This window comes from Endozoicomonas sp. ONNA1, assembly GCF_024606325.1.
In the GTDB taxonomy this organism is placed as follows: domain Bacteria; phylum Pseudomonadota; class Gammaproteobacteria; order Pseudomonadales; family Endozoicomonadaceae; genus Endozoicomonas_A.
On sequence record NZ_JAHHPN010000279.1, the window covers coordinates 1 to 4920 of the forward strand.

The 4920-nt window shown below is 46.8% G+C and carries 1 protein-coding gene; it reads right to left on the reverse strand.

The annotated features are described in order from the left end of the window. Positions 1–4600: hypothetical protein (locus KDK19_RS06565; RefSeq protein ID WP_257291597.1), on the reverse strand; the 4600-nt coding region annotated here is incomplete at its 3' end. Between the last annotated feature and the right edge of the window lie 320 nt (positions 4601–4920).

Genomic DNA, 4920 nt, shown 5'->3' on the forward strand with positions numbered 1-4920 from the left:
TCTTGCGGCCGTTTTCAAAGGCAATATCGTCAAGAACGTAGTTGGCGATGACCGCAGCCGCGTAAACTTTCATACCTGCAACAGATTCTTTCATGCCCGTCGTGCCAGTGGCTGTCACAGGAGTAAAGGCACTGTGCATAAATTCCTTAGTACCTCTGTCGGACAGCATCCGGACAACCTTTTGGAACTCAGGCACCTTGACGCCGTGTTTATAACCAAGAAAGTGTTCAAATTCAGCCATTGTCTGATATTCGTCGACACCTCTGATGGCCTCCATATAGTTCTCTAATTCAACCTTACTGATCAGACTTTCACTCAGCAGAGCTATAATCCTGTTGCCACTGACAGAATGGGCAGCAAAGTATTCCGAGAAGCTTTTCAGATCCCTTGGTTCATGCTCGATGAAGTGAATAGCGGCTTCGCCCATGCTGTGGATTTCATCGTCATAGTGTTGTGGCCCGGTTTTAATGTGACTTCTTGCCCTGTCCGCCAGCTTTTGGGCTTCTCCCAGCGGATTCAGAGACTGATCTTCTGTGGGCCTGATCGTGAATGTCGTCTTCAGATTTTTGAAGATTTCCACAGTCCGTCTGGCCCGGTCAAACGTCATATGATCTCCCACCAATGCCTGCAAGCGAATCGGTGCAAATTCATCATCTAAGTCAAAAGTCTGAAGATTGGGTATTGACTTACTGCTTAGTTCAGCTGATTTCGCCAGACCCATTGCGGCTTCCAGAGCCTGTTTCCTGAATGAATGTTCGCCCATGTAGGTGTGTATTTCGGTCAGTATTTTTGCTTGTCCCGGCGTGTACTGGAAGGAAACACCCTCATTTTCGATAGCCTCTTCTGCCGATTCCAAAACTCCCTTTAAGATCACTATTCGCGCTTTTCTGATTTCTATTTCTCTGTTCAGACTGTCCTGTTCCTCGGTCAGTTGCTGAATCATGCCGCCAGTACCATCGAGCCCTCCCAGTTGCACCTGTTTATTTCTCAGGGCATCAACACGCTCAGCCAAGCGGGCAGTGGGCTCTGGCTTGAGACCCACGTCATCCTCAATAACTCTGAGAGACGCTCCATGAACCTCCAGATTTGCCTGAGCTTCTGATACTACTGCCTTTCTCCATTCCAGAATCAAGGCCTGCGCATCTCTTTCGTCTTTAAGTTTGGTTTTAGTTTCCGGATCGATGTTTCTGGAATGGTCAATCGCCCGATTTTTAGTGTCCAGTTCCTCTTGTGCCTGCTTTTCACCGTCCTGTGCATAGGCCAATTCCATTTTTCTAAAATCGTGCTCATGGAGGAACTCCGTGATTTGAGTGTACTGTCTCCTGGTTTCAGGCAATTTGCCCAGGTAATCGACTTCATCGGCCTTATCCCGACCGTAAGAGGCTGCATAGTCTACTATGGCATTGATGTAATCTTCTTCAGACAGATTATCAGGGTCATTATCAAAGGGGATTTTCAGATTTCTAATAGTAGCTATCAGTTTCTGAACGATCTCGACTCGTCTTCCTGAACCGTCTTCGCTTTTCTGAATAAAACGTTCAATGCCGTCTAATTGGTCTTTTGGGGTTTGATTATCACCCTGAGTCAGGCTTGACCCGGTCTGAGTGTGTTTCATTGCCTGATTGAGAACCGTGATGTCTTTATCTGTGTCAGGGTGGACGTCGGTAGAATGTGTGAATGCCACTTCTTTACGATGAATAGCATCCAGTTTGCGATGAAGTTCCTCCAGCTCAGTTTCAGCTTCTTCAATGTCTCCTTTGGCTCTGGCTACCTCACGATCAAGAACATATCGGGGTTTAGATCCCAGACGAGCCATTTGCCAGTTAAGTTCAGCATTAATGGTTGCGATACGCTCATTAACGTCAGGGTCACCCAGTGCAAAAAGTTTTACAGACAGCTTTTTGAGTTCTTCTTTAATGAGATGGATCTTAACAATATCGGGGGCAGCGTATTTATAGTCCTCAATGCCAAGATGATGGGCAATCTCGTTATATCTGGTTCTTACATCGTCGAAGAGACTACGCTTTATTGCCGGGATTAGGACTTTTTCTACGGCATCCAGTTTCTCAAGAATTTCAAGTCTGGCTATCTGGCCTTTTGTTCCGGGGTTTTCCAGTTCTATACCAAAAGTATTTGCCACAGTGCCCTGCAGGCGTTTGATGTCAGCTTCACCGTACCTGTTTTGAACGGGTCTGTTCAGTAAATGCTGAAACTTCATTTGTTCGGTTTGAATATTCTTTGTGCGGTATTTTTCAAGCGGGTCATTTTGGCGGGTACTCAGATTCATAAGTCTTGGTTGATGAGATTTCATTGACTTAATTTTCTCAAGCAGAAGTGCCAGCTGAGTGTCAATATCTGCATCGCCACGAAAATTCTGAATGTTTAAATGTTCCGCAATGACGGCAAAGCGAGCTTTGATTTCAGCTGCTTTTTCAGCCTCTGTGAGGGCGCTTTGTTGCTTATTGACCTGGTCACGGGCCTGCAGGTCAGCTTCGTCGAACGGGACCAGGCCGCCGCCGGGCCGTTGTTTAATGATAAGTATGAAGGGGTCATCCCCTATGATCTGTTCTGTTTTATATATCAGGTGCTGTTGAATGGACCGGTAGCGGTCATCCAGATCGTTTTCATTGATGGGAGTGATACCAAGCTGGCCTTCAATCGCAGCCAGTTTTGCTTTTACAGCACCATCATCAGCCTGTTCCGTTGAGTGATAACGTGTTTTGAGAACCTCGCTGCACTTGTCATCAATTTTCTCCAAGAGCCGTCTGGCTTGCCTTTCCAGTGGTTGGGCGTCATCCCAGTCATCTATGCCAAGTTGTATCGCCAGTCCGGAGTTGTAAACACTTCTGGCTTTTTTTCTGGCATCAGGAACTTGTTGTCTCAGCAGAGGAATTCGTTCGATTTCCTGAATAAGCGACTGTTGCAGGCTTCTCTGATCGTTCAGCTTCACAAGAATCTGTGCAAGTTTATCCTTAATCATCCGATGGATTCCTTGCGCTATCAGTTTTATCTCATCACTGGCATCGGCTGGATCCGATTCGTGCTGCTGCTTATATTCAAGCTGGCGGAGTTCGACTGCCTGAAGTAGCTCTTCGAGCTCGCTGTCTACCTCAGTGAGCTTTCTGACCATGTTGTCCAGGAAATGGAAAGCAAACTTTTTGTTTTTGTATAAAATATTGGTCACTGATTTGGCGACAATGGGTATATGCTTCAGAATCTTCTCAACAGAATGCGGGTTCGTTAGAAGATCTCTAAGTGCAGGTTTGAAGCTGAAGTGTTTTAGAAGTTGGCTCTGCATCCAGGTTGGCGTGATGACTGTTGAAGCGGCTCTGATTTGTTCCGGTGTGAGTTCAAATTCACCTGCCCGGTCTGGAGTAGCACTGCTCAATGCCTGCAGCAGAGATTCATAGTTTGCCAGCGCAAACGCAGCCACTTTATCTTCGTATTCAAGCGTTATTTGACCTTCGTTAGCTTCAGCACCATGCCGCGCAGCAAACTCCTCCAGCAGTGCCATCTGACTGCTTCGAATGACGTATTGGTAGCTTTCAACCTTATAGTTTTTAACTTGTGTTGTTACTGAATGAACGGGGTTATTAGCCTTAGCTTCTTCCCGAAGCTTATAGAGGTTTTCTACAAAAGCGGCATCATTCGGATTCAGCTTCTGGCCATGAAAAACAATAACTTCGCCCGGAGTTTCTGCTACTTCCAGCTTTGGATAGCCCGCAGGCACAGGATAAACCCGCGTATCATCCTCCGCGAGTACAACATATCCGACGGGTTTGCTGTGTGCCAACAGCTCATTTAGAGCCTGCTGTTGTAAATCCTCTCCCAGGGCATGAACCCGGATATAGGCAGAGGTGGCTGCTGCCAGGAGAGCCTCATCATTGACAAAGAGCGATTGACCCAGACTTTGCAGATCAGGGGGCTGATCGCCCGAAGCAATAAGACGCATGAAGGTACGACCACGCACTTCAACTTTTTCAACTTCAATGATGGCAAGGGCAACATAGTGATCGTGTTTGCCCAGGTTTCCTGCTCTGCTGTTGGCAGCTTTCAGCAAATCAGCCAGTTGTTCCGGGCTGGCGATTTTCGTTAACGGTTCCAATGATTGGTGTAAGTGATCACGAACAGCATCAATTGAATCCTGATCGGTCATTTTGCCTCTGACTTCAATGATCAGTTCCTTTTCTTCAAGATTATGGGTGAACCTGAAAATGCCCTCATCACCAACCTTCAGGACTTTGGTGTACATCTGAGCAACGTCATTCTCGTCTGTTTCAAACTGATCAACACTGGAAGCGCCACCCTCAATACCATAAAGAACCTCTGTAAAGCTTAAAGAAGGAATAACATAGTCCACACTGAGCAGAGGCTCATAAGGGTAAGTGGTTGTAATGGATTTGGGTATTGGCTGTTGGTCAGGGCCTGAAGTCGGCCGAACCATGACCTCACTCCAGGTGAATTCTGCATGTTTATTGCCCAGAATATCGGCAGATTTTGTCTGCAGCTTGCGATCGGCCAGTGCCTGTGTACCAATAATTGAAGAGCCGATGGCAACGGCCGCAGCAAGGCTCAGTGCGTTGGGGCAAGCATGTGCCATCCGACTACCTCAGAGCTGATTACTTTGACTACCGTTAAGACATTTCCACACCAGACCAGGAACTAACTTCCATTCGCTCACGGCTGTTACTTGCTCACGGCTGTGAATCGCTCATTGTTGTTCCGGTAAGCTGTTGAGTGAATTTAGTTCAAAATGGCAAATCCGCTAGCTATTGGGCGAATTTAGCTTTGTCTCGAAATTGTCCCCTACAGAGATTAACAACTCTGAGATTCAACTGAAGAAGCTTTGCTTTTGACTCGTTCCCATGCTAGCAGCCTGTCGGACTTAAGGCTGTCCTACTGCGGTTGCAATAAATTGGT